Origin of the sequence: Metapseudomonas boanensis, assembly GCF_042232855.1 — a bacterium.
Classification (GTDB): Bacteria; Pseudomonadota; Gammaproteobacteria; order Pseudomonadales; family Pseudomonadaceae; genus Metapseudomonas; species Metapseudomonas boanensis.
Map to the genome: position 1 here is coordinate 67,020 of NZ_CP113889.1, position 20,292 is coordinate 87,311.

Below are 20,292 nucleotides of genomic sequence, written 5' to 3' on the forward strand. Positions count from 1 at the left end.
TGACAGATACGTCAATATGCTTGACCTGAAAAATCCAGCCATTCAGCAAGCCGCCATGGAAGCGTTCTTCTTCGGCTACCAGGCCTTCACCAGCAAGCCGGACGAAATTCTCGCCCGGCGTGGTCTGTCGCGGGTGCACCACCGGATCCTGTTCTTCATCGCCAAGTACCCCGGCCTGAGCGTCAAGGAACTGCTCGGCTATCTGGGCGTCAGCAAGCAGGCGCTGAACATACCACTGCGGCAGCTGATCGAGATGCATCTGGTCGAAAGCGTCGCCGCCGACGACGACAAACGTAAACGCTTGCTCGGTTTCACCGCTGAAGGCGCGAAGCTCGAACAGGCCCTGCGTCGAGAGCAGGCACGGCTGCTGCAGCGAGCGTTCAGTGAAGCAGGCGAAGAGGCCGTACGCGGCTGGCTACAGGTCAACCAGGCCTTGTGTAGCGCCCGGCAAAGCGAAGTAGCCGAGCCCTAGACCTTGCGCCCCTCGAGCTCGCCAGCGGCCTTGAAGAACACCAGCATCATTGCAGCGCTGGCGGCGATCAGCGGAAACAGGGCCAATAGCATCAGAATCACTGTGGCGAGAAGGATGCCCCCCGCCAGATCCAGCCAGGCCATGACACGAAAAACCGGGTAGGCGTTCTGCACCTTGAGCAGGCATACGGCCATCCAGGTGGTCAGCGCTCCGGAAAGCGCCAGAACGCCAAAATACAGCAGCATCGACCACCCAGGCTCAAGGCTTGCATCTCCCAGCACAAAGTCCAGTAACTCCACTAGCAGGCTCGCCACCACTACCGCCCAGACCGGCCAACCCAGGCCGACTGCGGAGAAGCGCGCCTCAGCAAAGCGCTTGAGCTGGATCAGCAGGTAGCAGCCAAGCAACGTCAGGGCTGCACTCAGCCAGTCGGCGCTGGTCGGCATGGCGTCACTCTGCATGGCTCCGCTGGCAGCGGCCAGGCCGGTCAGGACCAAGGTGCCAACGACACTCACCAGGCTCAGCCAACCCAGCAGCCTGAACTGTTCCGGGCTCCAGCCAAGCATCTGGCGCGGACCTGCGTTTTCGACCAGCTCGACCTGAGGTGCAGCATAGGGATTTTCGTCCATGGGTATCGCTCTACCTGGGGAGGAATATCACGACACTAGTCCCCGAGCGGACGCCTGCCAACCGACTGTATTGCCCAACCTGCGTGTTGCTGTATCGGGACTCGGCGAACAGGCAAGGCTTAGGCTGCGAGCACAACGACAAGGTGACCGCCATGAGCCTGGAACTATTACTCGCATTTACCCTTTTCGCCTTCGTCACTTCGGTGACGCCTGGCCCTAACAATATGATGTTGCTGGCTTCCGGCGTGAACTTCGGTGTTCGTCGCAGCGTGCCGCACATGCTCGGTATCAGCCTAGGCTTCATGGTGTTGGTGATGGCGGTGGGACTCGGCCTAGCCCAGGTCTTTGAGCAGATTCCAGTCCTGTACACGACATTGCGCTATGCCGGTGCCGCCTACCTGCTCTACCTGGCCTGGAAGATCGCCGGATCCGGGGCACCGGACAGCAACAGCTCGGAGCGCCAGCCACGTCCCTTCACCTTCCTGCAGGCTGCTGCATTCCAGTGGGTCAACCCCAAGGCCTGGGTCATGGCAATTGGGGCCATCACCACCTATACGCCTCAGGAGGACTTCGTCACCAACGTGCTGTTGATCGCCGGCCTCTTCGCCCTGATCAACTGCCCCAGCGTCGGCCTCTGGACGGTGGCTGGGAGCCTGCTGCGCCGCTGGCTTGATGAACCGCGCATCCTGCGCCTGTTCAATATCGGCATGGCTCTGCTACTGGTGGCCTCGCTCTACCCCATCCTGGTCGACGTCAACGGAAGCCTGTGATGCATCCACGCACCGAAAATCCTGCAGCCCCAGCACGCTTGCGCCCGCTGGCGGACTCCTCCCCCTCCGCAGTGGTGGCAGGCTTCATCGCCATGCTCACGGGTTACACCAGCTCGCTGGTGCTGATGTTCCAGGCGGGACAGGCTGCCGGCCTCAGCAATGCACAGATTTCTTCGTGGATCTGGGCGCTCTCCATTGGAATGGCCATCACCACCGTCGGCCTGTCGCTGCGTTACCGCACCCCGATCGTCGTCGCTTGGTCGACGCCCGGTGCTGCCCTTCTGATCACCAGCCTGCCCGGTGTCAGTTATGGCGAAGCCATCGGTGCCTTCATCATCTGTGCCCTGCTGCTCAGTCTGGTCGGCCTGACAGGTGGCTTCGAACGATTGATGCGTCGTCTGCCCGGCTCGCTGGCCTCCGCCCTGCTGGCCGGGATCCTGTTCAAGATCGGTAGCGAGATCTTCATTGCCGCCCAGCACAGGACTTCACTGGTGCTGGCAATGTTCTTCAGTTACCTGCTGCTCAAACGCCTGCAGCCACGTTATGCGGTACTTGCGGCATTGGTGGTGGGCTGTGTTGTTGCAGCAGCACTTGGCTTGCTGGATTTCCGGGGCTTCGAGTTTGCCCTCGCCAAACCGGTTTGGACCTCCCCCGAGTTTTCGCTGACGGCGGTGATCAGCATCGGCATCCCACTGTTCGTGGTGGCCATGGCTTCGCAGAACATCCCAGGGATCGCCGTGCTCCGCGCCGACGGCTATCAGGTGCCCGCCTCCCCCCTGATTTCGGTAACCGGCATCGCATCGGTACTACTCGCACCCTTCGGCTCCCATGGCATCAACCTGGCCGCGATCAGCGCCGCCATCTGCACCGGCTCCCACGCCCATGAGGATCGCGACAAACGCTACACGGCAGCGGTCTGGTGTGGCCTGTTCTATGGCGCCGCAGGCACCTTCGGTGCCACCCTGGCAGCCCTCTTCGCCGCGCTGCCCAAGGAACTGGTGCTGTCCATCGCCGCCCTGGCGCTATTCGGCTCGATCGGCAGCGGCCTGACCGCCGCCATGCATGAAGCGAAGGAACGCGAGGCGGCGCTCATCACCTTCATGGTCACCGCCTCCGGCATGACCCTGCTCTCCATCGGTTCAGCCTTCTGGGGCCTGATCGCCGGGGTGCTGACCTTACTGATCCTCAACTGGGGTGGTGAGAAGCAGAATTGAAAAAAGGCGCCGGAAGGCGCCATTCACACTATGGGGGAACCTGTGGGGGCGAATTCGTTCGCAATTCAAACCGGCGTTCTGGCCAGTATCCTTCACTTCCCCCCTCTCCCAGAGGGAGAGGGGCGTGGTCCGCACGGGACTTCAGATCGCCGTCGCCCCGCCATCCACGGCTAGGGCATGACCCGTGGTGAATCCGGCAGCATCGCTGCAGAGATAAAGCACCGCCGCGGCGATTTCCTCCACTTTGCCGATGCGCCCAACCGGATGCATGGCGGCGGCGAACTCGGCCTTCTTCGGGTCGGCTTCGTGCGCACGGCGGAACATATCTGTGTCAATCACCGCCGGGCACACTGCATTGACCCGCAGCTTTTTCTTCGCGTACTCGACCGCTGCCGACTTGGTCAGGCCGATCACCGCATGCTTGGAGGCGGCATAGATGCTCATCTTCGGCGCGGCACCCAGCCCGGCCACGGACGCGGTATTGACGATCGCACCACCGCCCTGGGCCAGCATCAGCGGAATCTGGTGCTTCATGCACAACCATACGCCCTTGACGTTGACACCCATGATGGCATCGAACTCAGCTTCGCTGCCCTCGGCCAGCCTGCCTTTCTCGATCTCGATGCCGGCGTTGTTGAAGGCATAGTCCAGACGACCATAAGCCGCGAGCGTCCCCTCCATCAGTGCCTTGACCTCAGCGTCGCGGGTCACATCGCAACGGATGAAGCACGCTTCGCTGCCCGCATCACGAATCAGTTGCACGGTCCCCTCACCGCCGGCGGCGTCTACATCGGAAACCACCACTTTCAGGCCTTCGGCAGCGAACGCCAGGGCAGTCGCCCGGCCAATTCCGTTGGCAGCGCCGGTGACCAGTGCAACCTGGCCGGAAAAACTCATGCTCATCTGTTCATCCTCGATGGATTAAAGCCTGCGCCGAGTCTAGTCAGTCACCCGCCAGCCGCGTCAGCATCATCAGGACTCTGGTGGGGCAGGCATCCATTTCAATGATGCCCAACTGGAAACCAAATCACCAAAATCCATGGCACTACATTCGGTCTGCCAACCACCCTTGTCGCTTCGGTGCAGGCGGACTATCACCATGGTTTCCAAATCCCGGAGCCCCAACCATGACCTTGCGCAACCGCCAGTTTCTCCTTGCCCAGCGCCCAATCGGCGCGGCCACCCGCGAGACATTCAACTTCGTTGAAACGCCGGTCACCGAGCCTGGCTCCGGCCAAATTCTCGTGGAGAACCTCTACCTTTCGCTGGATCCGGCCATGCGCGGCTGGATGAATGAAGGCAAGTCCTACATCCCGCCGGTTGCGTTGGGTGAAGTGATGCGCGCCCTGGGTGTTGGCAAGGTCATCGCCTCGCAGCACCCAGACTTCGCCGTGGGCGATCACGTCAACGGCGCACTGGGCGTGCAGGACTATTTCCTCGGCGAGCCTCGAGGCTTCCACAAAGTGGACCCAAGCCGTGCGCCGCTACCGCTCTACCTCTCGGCGCTGGGCATGACGGGAATGACCGCCTACTTCGCCCTGCTGGATGTGGGCCAGCCCAAAGCAGGCGAGACCGTGGTCATCTCCGGCGCCGCCGGTGCAGTCGGCAGTATTGCGGGTCAGATCGCCAAGCTCAAAGGCTGTCGTGTCGTTGGCATCGCCGGCGGGGCTGAGAAATGCCGATTCCTGGTGGACCAACTGGGCTTCGACGGCGCCATTGACTACAAGGCGGAAGACCTGCACTCGGCGCTCAAGCGCGAATGCCCGCAAGGCGTCGACGTGTATTTCGACAACGTCGGCGGGGACATCCTCGATGCCGTGCTCACTCGAATCAACCTCAAGGCCCGCGTGGTGATCTGCGGCGCAATCAGCCAATACAACGCCAAGCAGGCAGTGAAAGGGCCGGCCAACTACCTGTCGCTGCTGGTCAATCGCGCACGCATGGAAGGCATGGTGGTGATGGACTACGCCCCACGCTTCGGCGAGGCCGCAGCGGAGATCGGCAACTGGCTGGCCAGCGGCAAGCTGAAGAGCAAGGAAGACATCGTCGAGGGGCTGGAAAGCTTCCCGGAGACCCTGGGCAAGCTGTTCAGCGGGGAGAACTTCGGAAAGCTGGTGCTGAAGGTCCGTTGAGCCGGACCGAGCCTTGGGTGGGCCGGGCGGCCCACCCAAGGGGATGGGTGAGTTTCAGGCCAGTTCAGCGACCACCGCCGCCAACGCCTTGCCCGGGTCAGCGGCCTGGCTGATCGGCCGGCCGATCACCAGATAGTCAGAACCAGCATCCAAGGCCTGGCGCGGAGTGAGGATACGGCGCTGGTCATCCTGGGCGCTACCGGCCGGGCGGATGCCCGGCGTAACCAGTTGCAGCCCCGGGTGGGCTGCCTTCAGGGCCGAAGCTTCCTGGGCCGAACACACCAGCCCGTCCATACCGGCCTTTTCGGCGAGGGCAGCCAGGCGCAGCACCTGCACTTGGGGTTCGACATCCAGACCAATTCCCGCCAGGTCCTCACGCTCCATGCTGGTAAGCACGGTCACGCCGATCAGCAATGGCTTGGGCCCATTGAACTTGTCGAGGGTTTCGCGACAGGCCGCCATCATGCGCAGGCCACCCGAGCAGTGCACATTGACCATCCACACGCCCATCTCGGCAGCGGCCTTCACCGCCATTGCCGTGGTGTTGGGGATGTCATGGAATTTCAGGTCGAGGAACACCTCGAAGCCTCTGTCACGCAGGGTCGAGACGATCTCCGAAGCGCAGCTGGTGAACAGCTCCTTGCCCACCTTGACCCGGCACAGCTTGGGGTCGAGCTGGTCGGCCAGCCGCAGGGCTGCTTCACGAGAGGGAAAGTCGAGGGCGACGATGATCGGCGTCTGACAGGCGGACATGGGGAGAGCTCTCTGGCAAATCGGAAACGGCGCGCATTGTAGCGGAAGCCGGAGCGCGCCGCTGCCTCAAACCAGATGGTCGATCATGAAGGCCGTCATGAAACCGGCCAGGGTGACCAGGCCGGTCCAGGCATGCGTCGTTTCGAATGCATCCGGGATCAGCGTATCCACCAGCATGCAGAGCACGGCGCCAGCCGAAAAGCTGAGGGCAAATGCTAACCAATTGGGCGGAACACCGGCGAACAGCCATGGCCCGGCCATGGCTGCCAGCCCGGAAAGGAGCGCTATCGCACCCCAAAGGCCGAAAACCAACCAACCACCGCGTTTCTCGGCACGCAGACCGGCCGCGCTGGCCAGCCCCTCGGGCAAGTTGGCGAGAAAGATCGCCACCAGCATCATTACGCTGACCCCGCCGCCATCCAGCAGCCCGAGGCCAAGCCCCAGCGACTCGGGAATGCCATCGAGGAACGCCCCTACGGCAATCAACAGCGCCACCATCGCCCCAGCGTCCTTGGACCGGTGGTGCATCTCCAGCCGTTCAACGAACTGGCTGGCCAGGACGAAAACCACGCCCCCCACCAGCAGCCCCGCCATGGTCGGCCACAACCCGCCAATGCGCTCGGCATCGGGAATCTGCCCAAAGCATAGAGCGGCGATCAGGACGCCGCTGCCGTAGGCCATGACCGAAGCCACCACCTTCTGCGGCAAAGTCACTAGAAAACCAATCGCCGCGCCCACTAGCAGGCTGCTCGCCGCCAGCCAACCCCAGAGGCCAGCCTGGAAAGTGATCGGTAACTGCATGAATCCTCCTACGCATCCCTTCGGCCCCGTTCAGGTGGGACCTCCATCCGTTTGTCCGAACGGGAATTCCCCGTCCAGCGCCATGCCATGGGCATCATAGGCCGATGCACCGGTTGGAAGGACAGCTTCAGGCTCCCGGGGCCATGGAACGTGGAAAGGCGCCTGCAATCGAATAGAGTGGAGTCCTTTGAATCGGGAGACTCAACATGCCTTGGTATGCCTGGCTAATTTTGGTTCTGGCGATCGGCTCAATCGTTGGCAGCCTCATGCTGCTGCGCGACACGGCGAAACAACTGCCCTTGACCGAGGAACAACTCAAGCGCGTCCACGAGCGCAATGCAGAGGCGGACGCCAAGGACGCGAAGGACCGTTGATTTCGCATCCAAACGGGCCGCTGAAGAAGGTTGCTCACGGCCACAACGGCACCCGCTAGACTGCGGCATCGCCACAGGGAGGTGCCATGCCGCTCCATCTGCAACTGCTGTTTCCTTTCATCGTGCTTGCCCTGGGTCATGGCCTCGGCGGAGTCCAGGTCAGCGGCCTGCTCGCGGGCACCCTGTTCAGCGCCTGGGTATTCGCCGGCGAGCGACTGTCGGCGCAGCTCTGGCTGCCAGTCACCCTACTCGCCGCGACCGCCCTGGCCGCCCATCTGCTGCCGGGCTTCAAGGCGCTGCTGCTAAGCGCCCCGCAAGCGCTCAGCCCAGACGCACCGACCTACGTCTTGCGCCTGTCATGGGACAAGCTGCTGGTGGGGATGACGCTGCTAGCCTGGTGGCTGGGCCGTCCACGTACAGCCAACGGCAACCTGAGGCTGACATGTCTGGTGATACTGGCGACCCTGCTGCTGGTGCCGCTGCTAGCTCTGGCACTGGGCCTGGTAGCCTGGCAACCGAAGTGGCCGGGACTGATCTGGGAGTGGTTGGCGGTCAACCTGCTGGTGGCGGTCCTGGCGGAGGAACTGCTGTTTCGCGGGCTGTTGCAGCCAGCGCTGGTCTCAAGACTGGGCGTCTGGCCGGGTCTCCTGGCCACCGCAGCGCTATTCGGAGCAGTTCACCTACCCTTCAGTCCCTTGTTCGCCTTGCTGGCCGGATGCGCGGGGCTCGGTTATGGCCTGGCGTTCCATTACAGCGGACGGTTGGCTGCGGCCATGGCCTTGCACCTGGCCGTCAATCTGAGCCATCTGCTGTTGCTGAGCTACCCGCTGCGGCTGGTCTGACTGTCACGCCATACGGCGCGAATATCTGTTCGAGCTGGCCATTGGTACGCAACTGTTCCAACAGCGCGTGGAATGCAGGACCGCTGATCGGCGCCTGGGGTCGGAGCAGCGCGTAATGGCGATATCGCTGGTCGACCCGATCGCTGACCAGGAACCGACCGGCCTCCTCTGGGTGGACTTCAAGATAGGCGCCGAAGTACGAACGGGTCACCAAGGCGATATCCGCCCGCTCCCGCAGGAGCATGCGCAAGTTGCTGTCGTGCGAATAGCTGAGCTTGGCGTTGAATTCCTGCTTGAGAAACTGCGGATCGGCGTTGAAGCTGGCAAAGCCGTAGTGGTAGCCGCTGAACAAAGCGAGGCGTTTGCCGCTCAAGTCGTCGAAATAGCGCTGGTCACGCCCCGATCGAGACGCGGCAACGAAGACTTCGGTGTCTTCAAGCCCCATGTCGATGCGGACGCCGGGAATGCCCTGCCAGCCCCAGTCCGGATTCTCGAATACCGCCAGGTCGATCCGGCCTTCCTGGAAATCCCGAAAGCGACGCGGAATGGCTGTGGGGCGCATGATAAAATAGTAATTCGACTGGATCGCATTGAGCGCAGCCAGAAGATCCAGCAGCAGGCCACTGGCGTCGGCCGAATCAGGTTTGACGACATAGGGGGGAAACTGTGCACCGGCAACCTGCACCGTTTCGGTCGCATGCTCGGTCGCTGAGACGAGCGAGGCGCACAAGCACAACCACGCGCCAATCCAGAAGCGCAGACCACCCTCCATAGTCTCCACCATTCCCCACAAATGCTGGCACATTGCCTCAGACTACGCGAAACCTGTGATCGCTCTCACTCCCTGATCAAGCCGATCGTGACGCATATCACATTTATTGCAATCGACTCAGCTGTCCTTCAGCACCAGCGTAAGGGCCTGCTCTGCAAGCTCATCGAGCGTCATTGGCCCTTCCGGGCGAAACCAGGTCGTGGTCCAGCTCAAAGCCCCTGTCAGGAAGCGCCGCAGGATGAACGGGTCGGTCGTGCAATACCCTGCTGCGCGGGCCTCCCCCAACACCTCCAGCCAAATCTGCTCATAACTTTCGCGCAATCCGAGGATGTAGCGCTGACCCTCCTCAGACAGCGACCGCCATTCGTAGACCAGCACCGCCATCGCCTCGCCAGTACCGCCCATGATCGACTGCAGTTCGCAACGGATCAGCGCCAGCACCCGTTCCCGCAGGTCGCTTGCATCGCTCAGCGCGGCCTTCATTACTGCGGTGTTGTAGAGAACGGTCTCCTCCATCACCGACCGCAAGATTTCATCCTTGCTCTTGAAGTGGTGGAAGATGCTGCCGGACTGGATACCCACTGCGCTGGCCAGGTCGCGCACCGTGGTGCGCTCAAAGCCCTTGCTACGGAACAGGTGCGCGGCGGTCTGCAGCAGCTTTCCGCGCGCACTCTCCGGATCAGTGATCTGGCCGGTGGCGACCAGTTCGCGCATCACCGCCTGGGCTTTTTCATCGTCAAGGCTCATCGAAATCACCGTCGTTAGGCTGCTCGCAGTCCCCACTCAACTGAGGAATGGTCTGCAAGTCTCTGTCTTGATTGGTGAAATCTATGCCTCCGCCGTACACCAAGCAAGCGCTTGGGTAAAAAATCCTGCGCGCTCCACTTTTCAACCAAGCGCTTGCTTGGTAGTGTTTTCCCTATCTTCCCTACGCGCTGCGGATATACCAATGACAAAGACCGTACGCATCGGCTGCGCCTCCGCTTTCTGGGGCGACACCTCTACCGCCGCCTCCCAGCTGGTGAAAGGCGCAGCACTGGACTATCTGGTGTTCGACTACCTCGCCGAGATCACCATGTCGATCATGGCAGGGGCTCGGCTCAAGAACCCCAATGCTGGCTACGCCACTGATTTCGTCGAAGTGCTCGCCCCGCTGTTGCCAAGCATTGCCGAGAAAAACATCCGTGTGATCAGCAACGCCGGCGGCATCAACCCGACTGCCTGCGCGAATGCCCTTGCGGCTGCCTGCGAAAAGGTCGGCGTCTCCCTGAAGATCGCTGTGCTGCATGGCGACAATCTGCAGTCCAGGCAAGGTGAGCTGGCCAAGGCCGGCACGACGGAAATGTTCAGCGGTGCGCCCATGCCGTCGATGTGCGTGTCGGTCAACGCCTACCTCGGCGCCCCCGGCATTGTCGAAGCCCTGCGTCAGGGTGCAGACATCGTGATCACCGGGCGCGTGGTGGACAGCGCAGTAGTCAGCGCCGCCCTGGTACATGAGTTCGGCTGGTCCTGGACGGACTACGACAAGCTGGCCCAGGCCGCCCTGGCCGGGCACCTGATCGAGTGCGGTGCCCAGTGCACCGGTGGCAACTTCACCGACTGGGAAGCGGTGCCGGACTACGAACACATCGGCTTCCCCATCATTGAGGTCGAAACCAGTGGCAGTTTCTGCGTGACCAAGCCGGACGGCTCTGGCGGACTGGTCACGCCTTTCACGGTCGGCGAGCAGATGCTCTACGAAATCGGCGACCCGCGCGCTTACCTGCTGCCGGACGTAGTCTGTGACTTCACCCATGCAACGCTCATACAGGCTGGCCCTGATAAGGTCCTCGTCCAGGGCGCCCGAGGCCTACCGCCGACCGCGCAGTACAAGGTCAGCGCCACCTACCCGGATGGGTTTCGCTGCACCGCCAGCTGTCTGCTCGCCGGGATCGATGCGGTGAAGAAAGCCGAGCGCGTCAGCCGCGCCATCATCGCCAAGACCGAGGAACTCTTCGCCGATCGCGGCTGGGGCCCCTACCGTGAGGTGAACATCGAACTACTCGGCAGCGAAGCCACCTACGGCCCCCACGGCAAGCGCTCGGACAGCCGCGAAGTGGTGATCAAGATCGGCGTCAGCCACAGCCACAAGGAGGCCCTGGTGCTGTTCTCCCGTGAGATCGCCCAGGCCGCTACCGGCATGGCGCCCGGCCTCACCGGTATCGTCGGCGGCCGCCCGACGGTGTATCCAGTGATCCGCCTATACTCCTTCCTGGTCGACAAGTCCGCTTGCACTCTGGAGGTCGATCTCGCCGGGCAGCGCCACCTCGTCGAGCTGCCGGCCGTCGAAGCCTTCGCCGTCGATGCCCTGGCCGATGACGTGGCGCCACCTACTGCGCCGGGCCAGGCCGACGCCAGCGTCCCGCTGATCAAGCTCGCGGTGGCCCGCTCCGGCGACAAGGGCAATCACAGCAACATCGGCGTCATGGCGCGCAAATCCGAGTATCTGCCCTGGATCGCTGAAGCCCTGACACCGGAAGCCATCGTCGACTGGATGGGCCACGTACTGGACCCACAGCTCGGCCGTGTCGCGCGCTGGTACTTGCCGGGCAGCCACAGCCTGAACTTCCTGCTGGAAAACGCCCTCGGCGGTGGCGGTGTCGCCAGCCTGCGTATTGACCCGCAGGGCAAGGCCTTCGCCCAGCAACTACTGGAATTCCCCGTAGCCGTGCCCAAGGCACTGGCCGAAAGACTGCAATGAGCCACCTGACGCCTTTGTAGGAGCCAGCCTGCTGGCAAACGGCTTCAGCCCGGAGCTTCGCGAGCAAGAACTAGGCGTCCCCCTCGCTCCTGAAGCGAACAGAGCCCCCGACGCGACAGACGGAAGGACAACAAGAATGAGCTACGACTCGGTATTCAAGCCCGACCTGTTCGCAGGCCAGACGATCATGGTCACCGGTGGCGGCAGCGGCATCGGCCGCTGCACCGCCCATGAGCTGGCAGCGCTGGGCGCCCACGTGGTGCTGGTGGGACGCAAGGCGGAGAAGCTGGAAAAGACGGCAGGCGAAATCCACGAGGACGGCGGCAGTGTCAGCTGGCAGGCTTGCGATATTCGCGACGAGGAGGAGGTGAAGGCCATGGTCGCGGCCGTGCTGGCCGAGCGCGGCAGCATCCACCACCTGGTCAACAACGCCGGCGGCCAATACCCGGCGCCGCTGGCTTCGATCAACCAGAAAGGCTTCGAGACCGTGGTTCGCACCAACCTGGTCGGCGGTTTTCTGGTGGCGCGCGAAGTGTTCAACCAGAGCATGAGCAAGACCGGCGGCAGCATCGTCAACATGCTCGCCGACATGTGGGGTGGCATGCCGGGCATGGGCCACTCCGGCGCCGCCCGTGCCGGCATGGAGAACTTCACCAGAACCGCCGCAGTGGAATGGGGATACGCGGGCGTGCGGGTCAACGCCGTGGCACCGGGCTGGATCGCCTCCAGCGGCATGGACACCTACGAGGGCGCCTTCAAGGCCATCATCCCGACCCTGCGTGAGCATGTACCACTCAAGCGCATCGGGAGCGAATCGGAAGTCTCCGCAGCCATCGTCTTTTTGCTCTCACCCGGCGCTGCCTTCATCAGCGGCAACACCATCCGCATCGACGGAGCCGCTAGCCAAGGCAGCCGCGCTTTCCCGCTGCCGAAGGCCAAGCCCGGGCAAAACCAGGCCTACAACGGCTTCCACCGAGCCTATCTGCCCGACGTGCTGAAGGATTGAGACGATGACGATCATCCAATCCGAACTGGACATCCAGGGCGACGACTTCGCCCGCAATCGCGAGGCCATGTTGGCGGCCATCGCCAGCTTCCGCGATGTGGAGCAGCGGGTGCTGGACAAGGCCAATGAGGCCAAGCCGAAGTTCCAGAAGCGTGGCCAGTTGCTGCCCCGCGAGCGCCTGAACCTGCTCCTCGATCCGGGCTCGCCGTTTCTCGAACTCTGCTCACTGGCCGGCTACAAGCTGCATGACGACAAGGACGGCACCCAGGCCGGCGGCGGCATCATCGCCGGCATCGGTTACATCGCTGGCGTGCGCTGCCTGGTCAGTGCCAGCAACAGCGCGATCAAGGGGGGCACCATCTCCCCCACTGGGCTGAAGAAGACCTTGCGCCTGCAACAGATCGCTGTGGAAAACAAACTGCCGCTGGTGGCCCTGACCGAAAGCGGCGGCGCCAACCTCAATTACGCCGCGGAGATCTTCGTCGAGGGCGCGCGCGGCTTCGCCAACCAGGCCCGGATGTCGGCCATGGGGCTGCCGCAGATCACAGTGGTACATGGTTCCAGCACAGCGGGTGGAGCCTACCAGCCGGGGCTGTCCGACTACGTCATCGTGGTGCGCGGCAAGGCCAAGATGTTCCTCGCAGGGCCGCCATTGCTGAAGGCCGCCACGGGTGAAGTCGCCACCGATGAGGAACTCGGCGGCGCTGAAATGCACGCCCAGGTGGCTGGCACGGCCGAATACCTGGCGGAAAGCGACGCCGACGGCGTGCGCCTGGCCCGTGAAATTCTGGCCATGTTGCCGTGGAGCGCCCAGTTGCCGGAGCGTGCTCAGCGCAACTGGCGCGAACCCTTGTATCCGGCCGAAGAGCTGCTGGGCGTGGTCCCTGCCGATGCAAAGAAGCCTTATGACGTGCGCGAGATCATCGCGCGCATCGCCGATGGTTCGGAATTCCTAGACTTCAAGCCGGAGTTCGACCACCAGACCGTCTGCGGCCACCTGCGCATCGAGGGCCGCAGCTGCGGCCTGATCGGCAACAACGGCCCCATCACGCCGCAAGGGGCAGCCAAGGCCGCGCAGTTCATCCAGCTCTGCGACCAGGCCAATGTGCCGCTGCTGTTCCTGCACAACACCACCGGGTTCATGGTCGGCACCGACTCGGAACAACTGGGCGTGATCAAGCACGGCTCGAAGATGATCCAGGCGGTGGCCAATGCCCGGGTGCCCAAGCTCACCGTGGTCGTCGGCGGATCCTACGGCGCCGGCAACTACGCCATGTGCGGCCGCGGCCTCGACCCACGCTTCATCTTCGCCTGGCCCAACAGCCGCACTGCGGTGATGGGTGGCGCCCAGGCCGGCAAGGTGCTGCGCATCGTCACCGAGGAGAAGCACGTCAAGGAAGGCAATGAAGCCGACCCGAAGATGCTCGACATGCTGGAACAGATGACCGCGCAGAAGCTCGACAGCCAGTCCACGGCGCTCTACAGCACCGCCAATCTCTGGGACGACGGGCTGATCGACCCGCGCGACACGCGCAGGCTACTGGGCTATCTGTTGGATATCTGTGCAGAGGCGGAAGTCCGGCCACTCAAAGGCAATACGTTCGGCGTCGCTCGGTTTTGACGGCAGGGTGCGCCGTGCGCACTGCCCCAGATCACGGTGCGCACGACCCACCCTACAAGGAGAACAACAAAATGATCTTCACCCAGGAACACGAAGAACTCCGCCGCACGGTGCGCAATTTCGTCGACAAGGAGATCAACCCCCATGTCGACCAGTGGGAACAGGAAGGACGCTTCCCCATCCACGACATTTTCAAGAAGGCCGGCGAGCTGGGCCTGCTGGGCATCTCCAAGCCGGAAAAGTTCGGCGGCATGGGCCTGGACTACAGCTATTCGATCGTCGCCGCCGAGGAGTTCGGCACCATCCACTGCGGCGGCATCCCTATGGCCATCGGCGTGCAGACCGATATGTGCACCCCGGCCCTGGCCCGCTTCGGCTCCGACGAACTGCGCGAGGAGTTCCTCCGCCCGGCTATCGCCGGCGAAATGGTCGGCTGCATTGGGGTGTCCGAAGTGGGCGCCGGCTCCGACGTCGCCGGGATGAAGACCACTGCCCGCAAGGAGGGTAGCGACTATGTGATCAACGGCAGCAAGATGTGGATCACCAACTCGCCCAGCGCCGATTTCATCTGCCTCCTGGCCAACACCTCCGACGACAAGCCCCACGTCAACAAGTCGCTGATCATGGTGCCGATGAACACCCCCGGCATCAGCCTCAGCGCGCACCTGGACAAGCTCGGCATGCGCAGTTCGGAAACCGCCCAGGTGTTCTTCGATAACGTTCGCGTGCCGCAGCGCTACCGCATCGGCCACGAAGGCGCCGGTTTCATGATGCAGATGCTGCAGTTCCAGGAGGAGCGAATGTTCGGTGCCGCCAATATCCTCAAGGGGCTGGAGCACTGCGTCGACGTCACCATCGACTACTGCAAGGAACGCAGGACCTTCGGCAATCCGCTGATCGAAAATCAGGTCATCCATTTCCGCATGGCCGAGTTGATGACCGAAATCGAATCGCTACGTGCCCTGGTCTATCAGGCAGTGGAGCTCTACGTCAGTGGCAAGGACGTCACCCGCCTCGCCTCTATGGCCAAGCTCAAGGCTGGCCGTCTGGGCCGTGAAGTCACCGACGCCTGCCTGCAGTATTGGGGCGGCATGGGCTTCATGTGGGACAACCATGTCTCCCGCGCCTACCGCGACACCCGCCTGGTATCGATTGGTGGCGGTGCCGACGAAATCATGCTGGGCATCATCTGCAAGCTGATGGGCATCCTGCCGGGCAAGAAGAAAGGCTGAACCCCGAACCTGTAGGAGCCAGCTTGCTGGCGAATGCCGCGAGAAGCTTCGCCAGCAAGCTGGCTCCTACGAAAATCCTGCGAGGACACCGGCATGACCGCTTTGCCGAGTACCGACACCCTGCTGCTGGAACAGGCCGATGGCGTACTGCACGTCACCCTGAACCGTCCGCAGAACCGCAATGCCATGAGCCTGGAGATGGTCGAGGAATTGCGCGCCGTGCTGGCTGCAGTACACGATGACCTCGGCGTGCGCGCCCTGGTGCTGCGCGGGGCGGCTGGACACTTCTGCGCCGGCGGCGACATCAAGGACATGGCCAGCGCCCGGGCGACTGGAGAGGACGCCTACCGCACGCTGAATCGCGCCTTCGGCCGCCTGCTGGAAGAAGCCCAGGCACAGCCCCAGACGCTGGTGGCGGTGCTGGAGGGCGCCGTACTCGGTGGCGGCTTCGGCCTAGCCTGCGTGTCGGACATCGCCATCGCCCGGCAGGACGCGCAGTTCGGCCTGCCGGAAACCAGCCTCGGCATCCTCCCGGCGCAGATCGCCCCCTTCGTGGTCAAGCGCATCGGCCTGACCCAGGCCCGCCGCCTGGCCCTCACTGCCGCCCGCTTCGATGGCAGCGAGGCGCAGCGCCTGGGCCTGGTGCACTTCGCGGAAGCCGACAGCGCAACGCTGGAGCAGCGTCTGGCCCAAACGCTGGAACAGGTGCGCCGCTGTGCGCCAGGCGCCAATGCCCAGACCAAGGCGCTGCTGCTTTCGACCGAAGTCGAGCCGCTGGGCCCCTTGCTTGACCGGGCGGCCGAGCAGTTCGCCAAAGCTGTGACCGGCGCCGAGGGCGGCGAAGGGACCCTGGCGTTCGTGCAAAAGCGCAAGCCCAACTGGGCGCAGTGACCAACTAACCCTCTCCTTCCGGGAGAGGGTTGGAGTGAGGGGAGCCTCCGCGCGCAGACCCCCTCCCTCAGCCAAACACGGCCCGCCCTGGCCCCTATCCCAAGGGGCGGGAGGAACAGAACCAAGGAGCCAATTGACATGCCCAGCTTCAACAAAATCCTGATCGCAAACCGCGGCGAGATCGCCTGCCGCGTGTTGCGCACAGCCCAGGCGCTGGGCTACCGCACCGTGGCCGTCTACAGCGAGGCCGACTGCGATGCGCGCCATGTGCAACTGGCGGACGAGGCGGTATGCATTGGCCCTGCCCCAGTGGGCCAATCGTACCTCGCCATCGAGGCGATCATTGCCGCCGCAGGAAAGACGGGCGCCGATGCCATCCACCCCGGCTACGGCTTCCTTTCCGAGAACGCCGACTTTGCCCGCGCCTGCGAGGCCGCTGGCCTCACTTTCATTGGGCCGACCGTGGAAGCCATCCACCTGATGGGCAGCAAGCGCCTATCCAAACTGGCCATGCTGGAAGCCGGGGTGCCCTGCATCCCCGGCTACGAGGGCGCCGAGCAGGACGACGCCACCCTGGCCCGCGAGGCCGAGGGCATCGGTTACCCGCTGATGATCAAGGCCAGCGCTGGAGGCGGCGGGCGCGGCATGCGCCGGGTGCAGAGCGGGGATGAGCTGGCGGCGCAACTGCGCACCGCTCGTTCAGAGGCGCTGAATGCCTTCGGCAGTGCCGAGCTGATCCTGGAAAAAGCCGTGCTGCAGCCGCGCCATGTGGAGATCCAGATATTCGGCGACCAGCACGGGAACCTGATCTACCTCGGCGAGCGCGATTGCTCGGTGCAACGCCGCCACCAGAAGGTCATCGAAGAAGCGCCCTGCCCGGTCATGACCCCCGAGCTGCGCCAGGCGATGGGCGAAGCAGCAGTCAAGGCCGCGCGCACTGTGAACTACGTCGGTGCAGGCACGGTGGAGTTCCTACTCGACGCCAATGGCGCCTTCTACTTCCTGGAAATGAACACCCGCCTGCAGGTTGAGCACCCGGTGACCGAACTGGTGACCGGCCAGGACTTGGTGGCCTGGCAGATCAACGTGGCAGAGGGGCAACCGCTGCCGCTGCGCCAGGACGAGGTGCGTCTCGACGGCCACGCCATTGAGGTACGCCTATATGCCGAGGTCCCGGCCGCGGGCTTCCTGCCACAGACCGGCCAGGTGCTGCGCTGGGAACCCGCTGAGTTCGATGGCATCCGCATCGATCACGGGCTGGTCGAAGGCCAGGCCGTTACCCCCTTTTACGACCCTATGCTGGCCAAGGTCATCGCCTGGGGCCGCACCCGCGACGAGGCGCGACGCAAGCTGGCGCGGGCAGTAGAAGACTGTGTGCTGCTCGGCGTGAATGGCAACCAGCGCTTCCTCGCCAATCTGCTCCGGCACCCGCACTTTGCAGCCGGCCAAGCCACCACGGCCTTCATCGACGAACAGTTCAGCAATGACCCGAGTCTGACTCCACAAGCTGTCAGCCCGACCGAGTTGGGGGTGGCGGCCGCCCTGCTCTACCACGCTTCAGCCATGTCCACTGCCCATCAGGGCGGACTGGCTGGCTGGCGCAGCGCCCGTAGCGCTCCCTGGCGCTTCAGTCTGCGCCAGTGGGAACACAAGCATGAGGTCGAACTGACCGTCAGCGAGACTGGTGAGCGGCCCCGCCTCCTCGCCAAGGTTGGCAATGACGAACTCGTCATTTGCCTGAGCCAAGCCGATGGCCGCTGGGCCGTGATCGAACTGAACGGCATTCGCCGTCGTATTGCCTACCATCAACAGGCCGAGCGTCTATGGTTGTTTGGCCCGAACGGCAACCTCGAACTGCTCGACGTGACCCACGAGCCCGCCAGCGGCCAGGCTGGCGCCAGTTCCGGCACCGTGGAGGCCCCGATGGACGGTGCCATCGTCGACGTCCTGGTGAGCGAGGGGGAACGGGTCGGTAAGGGCCAGCTGCTGGTGGTGCTCGAGGCGATGAAAATGGAGCATCCGCTCAAAGCAGGGATCGACGGCATCATCCGCCGCGTCCAGGTGATCAAGGGCGATCAGGTGAAGAGCCGCCAGCTGCTGGTGGAAGTCGAGGAAGCCTAGCACTCTTGTGGGGGCGCACTCATTCGCCAAGGGCCGTACGCGGCCACAAGAACAACAACAATCAGGAGAACGCGCATGTCACTGTCCGGCAAAACCCTGTTCATCACCGGCGCCAGCCGTGGCATCGGCCGCGAGATTGCCCTGCGCGCGGCCCGGGATGGCGCCAACATCGTCATCGCGGCCAAGAGCGCCGCAGCCCATCCCAAGCTGCCCGGCACCATATTCAGCGTTGCCGAGGAGGTCGAAGCGGCTGGCGGCAAGGCCCTCCCCCTGCAGCTGGATGTGCGCGATGAGGTTGCCGTCAAAGAGGCCATGGCCAAAGCCGCCAAGCATTTCGGCGACATCGACGCCTTGGTGAACAATGCCGGCGCCATCAAACTGATGGGTGTGGAGCACCTGGAGCCGAAGCGTTTTGACCTCATGTACCAGATCAACACCCGCGCCGTGATGGTGTGCAGCCAGGCCGCACTGCCCTTTTTGAAGAAGAGCGCCTCAGGCCACATCCTCAACCTCTCGCCGCCGCTGAATCTGGCGCCGAAATGGTTCGCCCAGCATGGCCCCTACACCGTCACCAAGTACGGCATGAGCATGCTCACCCTAGGGATGAGCGAGGAGTTCAAGAGGTACGGCATCAGCGTCAACTCGCTGTGGCCGCAGACCATGATCGCCACTGCCGCCATCGAGTTCGAACTGGGCAGTCGCGATGCCTTCAAACGTGCGCGCACCCCGGCGATCATGGCTGACGCCGCTCACGCTATCCTCTCCAGCCAGGGACGCGTAATCACCGGACGCCTGCTCATCGACGAGGAATTGCTGCGCGAGCAAGGGCAGACCGAATTCGAGCACTACCGCTTCGACCCGCAAGGAGGGTCCCTGGTGCCGGATCTATTCCTGGACTGAAGCCGTCCCGAACACGCCGACCATGATCATGATCTTCCTTGCGGGGGCGAACTCATTCGCTACGGGCTGCGCAACGGCCCCAATGGGAACTTGGGCAGTCCTGCGAACTGCTTAGCGAGTGAATTCGCCCCCACAAAAGCTCAACAGCAGTCCGAGGTTCCCTGCATTTGCCCATCTGCCCACCCCACAGTCGCGCCACGGTCATGGCCGCCCGCCCAGCACCGTTCTAGAGTGAGCCCACGCCTGCATGCAACAACGACAATACGCGAAGACCATGAGCCAAGCCGAACTGATCCCACCGTCTTGTAACCGGAGGGGAATACGGTCTGAAGCAGGTTGAGTAAAGACTTACAAGGGGGACGCCGAGTTCTTGCTCGCAAAAAGGTCCAGTTCGCGGGCAAGCTCGCCCCTACCGGAGATGCATCCAGTTGCAACAGTTAACAGGGACAGAGCGCAATCCATGCGCTCCCACGAGGTTTTTCGCACCACTCAGCGCTTGAACTCGAACTGCAGCTCGGCCCCTTCAACCGAACGCCAGTAATCGTCCTCACGCTGGTCGGTGATCAACTTGCCATTGAGCTGGAACGGACTCTGCGGCGCAGGTTTCTCGACGAACATCTGCGGTAGAAGTGGTGAAGGAGGGAGGCTTTCCATCACATCACTCTGCTCCAACTGCCTGGCCAGTTCCTCGGGCAGACTGAGGTCCAGCTTGGCTTTGGGCTCTTCTGCCTTGGCCGTGACAGTGGCCGGCGGCAACTTGGGCTTTCTCAGGTCTGGTGCAGGAGACGCCGGTTTGGGTACCGGCGCCGCGGGTTTCGGCTCAGCCTTTTCAACTGGCTCTGTCGGCTCTTCGACGGGTGTCTGCGGGGCTGCAGGCACCGCAGGAGGATTGGGTAGAGCGGGTGGCACAGCAGGAGGCGAGGCCTCCTTGTCACAGGCAGCCACTAGTGTCAGCGCAATACAGACAGCAGCGAAACGGATAGAGCGCATGGAATCTTCGGAAAGGTCAGTAATGCGAACAT

Annotated in this window: 20 protein-coding genes; 13 read left to right on the top strand and 7 right to left on the bottom strand. The window is 63.2% G+C overall.

The window, feature by feature from the left end:
- Positions 1-16: 16 nt before the first annotated feature.
- On the top strand, positions 17-472 hold the full coding sequence (locus OXH74_RS00310) for a MarR family winged helix-turn-helix transcriptional regulator (protein ID WP_375739595.1): 456 nt from the start codon (positions 17-19) through the stop codon (positions 470-472).
- Here OXH74_RS00310 and OXH74_RS00315 read toward each other — a convergent pair.
- On the bottom strand, positions 469-1,101 hold the full coding sequence (locus OXH74_RS00315; protein WP_375739596.1) for a hypothetical protein: 633 nt from the start codon (positions 1,099-1,101) through the stop codon (positions 469-471). The two genes, OXH74_RS00310 and OXH74_RS00315, sit on opposite strands and share 4 nt — an antisense overlap.
- A gap of 152 nt (positions 1,102-1,253) precedes the next feature.
- Between OXH74_RS00315 and OXH74_RS00320 the strand changes: the two genes are divergently transcribed.
- Both OXH74_RS00320 and OXH74_RS00325 read left to right on the top strand, forming a co-directional pair.
- Positions 1,254-1,871, top strand: a complete 618-nt coding sequence (locus tag OXH74_RS00320) for a LysE family translocator (RefSeq protein ID WP_375739597.1) — start codon at positions 1,254-1,256, stop codon at positions 1,869-1,871.
- Positions 1,871-3,085 (top strand): benzoate/H(+) symporter BenE family transporter, encoded by a 1,215-nt coding sequence (locus tag OXH74_RS00325; RefSeq protein WP_375739598.1) that lies wholly within the window; start codon positions 1,871-1,873, stop codon positions 3,083-3,085. The genes OXH74_RS00320 and OXH74_RS00325 overlap by 1 nt, the downstream gene beginning before the upstream one ends.
- A gap of 141 nt (positions 3,086-3,226) precedes the next feature.
- Here the strand turns inward: OXH74_RS00325 and OXH74_RS00330 are convergent, their stop codons facing one another.
- Positions 3,227-3,988 carry an SDR family oxidoreductase gene (locus tag OXH74_RS00330; RefSeq protein WP_375739599.1) on the bottom strand — a complete coding sequence of 254 codons (762 nt, stop codon included), beginning with the start codon at positions 3,986-3,988 and terminating at the stop codon, positions 3,227-3,229.
- A 224-nt stretch (positions 3,989-4,212) separates the two neighbouring features.
- On the opposite strand from OXH74_RS00330, the gene OXH74_RS00335 reads away from it, so the two are divergent.
- Positions 4,213-5,217: an NADP-dependent oxidoreductase gene (locus tag OXH74_RS00335; protein ID WP_375739600.1), complete on the top strand. Its 1,005-nt coding sequence runs from the start codon at positions 4,213-4,215 to the stop codon at positions 5,215-5,217.
- A 54-nt stretch (positions 5,218-5,271) separates the two neighbouring features.
- On the opposite strand, the gene pyrF is transcribed toward OXH74_RS00335, so the two are convergent.
- Both pyrF and OXH74_RS00345 read right to left on the bottom strand, forming a co-directional pair.
- On the bottom strand, positions 5,272-5,970 hold the full coding sequence (gene pyrF, locus OXH74_RS00340; RefSeq protein ID WP_375739601.1) for an orotidine-5'-phosphate decarboxylase: 699 nt from the start codon (positions 5,968-5,970) through the stop codon (positions 5,272-5,274).
- A gap of 66 nt (positions 5,971-6,036) precedes the next feature.
- A complete protein-coding gene (locus OXH74_RS00345) occupies positions 6,037-6,771 on the bottom strand; it encodes a ZIP family metal transporter (protein ID WP_375739602.1) in 735 nt (244 codons plus the stop codon).
- 206 nt (positions 6,772-6,977) lie between these two features.
- Between OXH74_RS00345 and OXH74_RS00350 the strand changes: the two genes are divergently transcribed.
- Both OXH74_RS00350 and OXH74_RS00355 read left to right on the top strand, forming a co-directional pair.
- The gene (locus OXH74_RS00350; protein ID WP_375739603.1) at positions 6,978-7,145 is read left to right on the top strand and encodes a DUF2897 family protein; all 168 of its coding nucleotides are present in this window, start codon (positions 6,978-6,980) and stop codon (positions 7,143-7,145) included.
- 86 nt (positions 7,146-7,231) lie between these two features.
- Positions 7,232-7,987, top strand: coding sequence for a lysostaphin resistance A-like protein (locus OXH74_RS00355; RefSeq protein WP_375739604.1), 756 nt, complete (start codon positions 7,232-7,234; stop codon positions 7,985-7,987).
- Here OXH74_RS00355 and OXH74_RS00360 read toward each other — a convergent pair.
- Together OXH74_RS00360 and OXH74_RS00365 are read right to left on the bottom strand one after the other, a co-directional pair.
- Positions 7,938-8,759, bottom strand: a complete 822-nt coding sequence (locus OXH74_RS00360) for an amino acid ABC transporter substrate-binding protein (RefSeq protein WP_375739605.1) — start codon at positions 8,757-8,759, stop codon at positions 7,938-7,940. The genes OXH74_RS00355 and OXH74_RS00360 overlap by 50 nt on opposite strands.
- A 117-nt stretch (positions 8,760-8,876) precedes the next feature.
- On the bottom strand, positions 8,877-9,506 hold the full coding sequence (locus OXH74_RS00365) for a TetR/AcrR family transcriptional regulator (protein ID WP_375739606.1): 630 nt from the start codon (positions 9,504-9,506) through the stop codon (positions 8,877-8,879).
- 202 nt (positions 9,507-9,708) lie between these two features.
- Here OXH74_RS00365 and OXH74_RS00370 point away from each other — a divergent pair, with 202 nt between their 5' ends.
- The 7 genes from OXH74_RS00370 to OXH74_RS00400 all read left to right on the top strand — a co-directional run bounded on the left by OXH74_RS00370 (position 9,709) and on the right by OXH74_RS00400 (position 19,270).
- On the top strand, positions 9,709-11,499 hold the full coding sequence (locus OXH74_RS00370) for an acyclic terpene utilization AtuA family protein (RefSeq protein WP_375739607.1): 1,791 nt from the start codon (positions 9,709-9,711) through the stop codon (positions 11,497-11,499).
- 136 nt (positions 11,500-11,635) lie between these two features.
- Positions 11,636-12,505, top strand: coding sequence for an SDR family oxidoreductase (locus OXH74_RS00375; protein ID WP_375739608.1), 870 nt, complete (start codon positions 11,636-11,638; stop codon positions 12,503-12,505).
- A 4-nt stretch (positions 12,506-12,509) separates the two neighbouring features.
- Positions 12,510-14,126: a geranyl-CoA carboxylase subunit beta gene (atuC, locus tag OXH74_RS00380; protein WP_375739609.1), complete on the top strand. Its 1,617-nt coding sequence runs from the start codon at positions 12,510-12,512 to the stop codon at positions 14,124-14,126.
- 71 nt (positions 14,127-14,197) lie between these two features.
- Positions 14,198-15,358, top strand: a complete 1,161-nt coding sequence (gene atuD / locus OXH74_RS00385; RefSeq protein WP_375739610.1) for a citronellyl-CoA dehydrogenase — start codon at positions 14,198-14,200, stop codon at positions 15,356-15,358.
- A gap of 93 nt (positions 15,359-15,451) precedes the next feature.
- Complete coding sequence (atuE, locus tag OXH74_RS00390; RefSeq protein ID WP_375739611.1) at positions 15,452-16,249, top strand: isohexenylglutaconyl-CoA hydratase; 798 nt, start codon at positions 15,452-15,454, stop codon at positions 16,247-16,249.
- Between the two features lie 138 nt (positions 16,250-16,387).
- A complete protein-coding gene (gene atuF / locus OXH74_RS00395) occupies positions 16,388-18,370 on the top strand; it encodes a geranyl-CoA carboxylase subunit apha (RefSeq protein WP_375739612.1) in 1,983 nt (660 codons plus the stop codon).
- A gap of 75 nt (positions 18,371-18,445) precedes the next feature.
- On the top strand, positions 18,446-19,270 hold the full coding sequence (locus OXH74_RS00400) for an SDR family oxidoreductase (protein ID WP_375739613.1): 825 nt from the start codon (positions 18,446-18,448) through the stop codon (positions 19,268-19,270).
- A gap of 489 nt (positions 19,271-19,759) precedes the next feature.
- Here the strand turns inward: OXH74_RS00400 and OXH74_RS00405 are convergent, their stop codons facing one another.
- Positions 19,760-20,026, bottom strand: a complete 267-nt coding sequence (locus tag OXH74_RS00405) for a hypothetical protein (RefSeq protein ID WP_375739614.1) — start codon at positions 20,024-20,026, stop codon at positions 19,760-19,762.
- Between the last annotated feature and the right edge of the window lie 266 nt (positions 20,027-20,292).